Origin of the sequence: Sedimenticola sp. (genome assembly GCF_050289425.1) — a bacterium.
GTDB lineage: Bacteria > Pseudomonadota > Gammaproteobacteria > Chromatiales > Chromatiaceae > Sedimenticola.
In genome coordinates this window covers 1-1,030 of sequence record NZ_JBNKFS010000052.1, presented here as the reverse complement: position 1 = coordinate 1,030, position 1,030 = coordinate 1, and the positions used below count along the sequence as shown (strand labels likewise).

General features: G+C 62.5%; 2 protein-coding genes. One reads left to right on the top strand and one right to left on the bottom strand.

Annotation, left to right across the window (positions count from 1 at the left end; genetic code table 11):
* Window positions 1–277: bacteriohemerythrin (locus ACQY5R_RS18165; RefSeq protein ID WP_428610702.1), on the top strand; the 277-nt coding region annotated here is incomplete at its 5' end.
* Window positions 278–714: 437 nt separating this feature from the next.
* Here the strand turns inward: ACQY5R_RS18165 and ACQY5R_RS18160 are convergent.
* Window positions 715–1,030, bottom strand: a 316-nt coding sequence (locus tag ACQY5R_RS18160) for an ADP-ribosylglycohydrolase family protein (RefSeq protein ID WP_428610701.1), incomplete at its 5' end; no start/stop codon positions are given.

The following is a 1,030-nucleotide window of genomic DNA, read 5'->3' as shown; positions in this document are numbered from 1 at the left end:
TATCGCGCTGTTCGCAAAGCTGGTGCAACACACCCACACCCATTTCGAATCGGAAGCGGCCCTGATGCAGCAATCTAACTTTCCCGCCATCCGCGAACACACCGACGAGCATCAACGGGTGCTGGGAGAACTGGACCGGTTTGGTAACAAGGTGGCAAGCGGCTCCATCGCCATGGGCCGGGACTACGTACAACACCATCTGCCCGGTTGGTTCGACCTGCACGCCCGTACCATGGACAGCGCCCTGGCGGCGCACCTGAAATCACACATCCCGTAGACATGTAAGCATCCTCGTTCCCATTACCGAAACCTACACACCCCCTCGTACCCACGCGCAGGTAAGCCCCCCTCATTCCCACGCTCCGCGTGGGAATGCATACCGGGCGGCAACAGATCCCTCACCCTACCCGGGCAGGCACAGGGGCCTGCCCCTACGAATCACCGGGCAGATGAATCCCTCGTACCCACACGCAAGCAAGCCCCTCCTCGTTCCCACGCTCCGCGTGGGAATGCATACCGGGCGGCGACACCTCCCTCACCCTGATCGGGCAGGCACGGGGGCCTGCCCCTACGGATCACCGGGTGGATGGACGTCTCTCGTACCCACGCGCAGGCAAGCCCCTCCTCGTTCCCACGCTCCGCGTGGAAATGCATACCGGGCGGCCACAGATCCCTCACCCTACCCGGGCAGGCACAGGGGCCTGCCCCTACGAATCACCGGGTGGATGGACGTGCCCTGGCCAAATTCAGCAGCGCCAGCGCCTGCTGCTCACAGGCCAACCGTACCTGCCGATCCAACGCCTTGAGCCAACGCCGGGGGATCGCCTCCACCCCGTAACAGGCACCGGCCAACATACCGGCAATGGCGCCGGTGGTATCGGCATCACCGCCGCGATTGACCACATCAATCAATACTGACTCCAGGTTGTCATGGGCAAAGAAGGCTTGAAACACAACCTGCAACGTCTCCACGATCCAACCGCTGGGATTCTCCACGGCTCGCCGGTCGAAACGATAGATACGCTGTTGT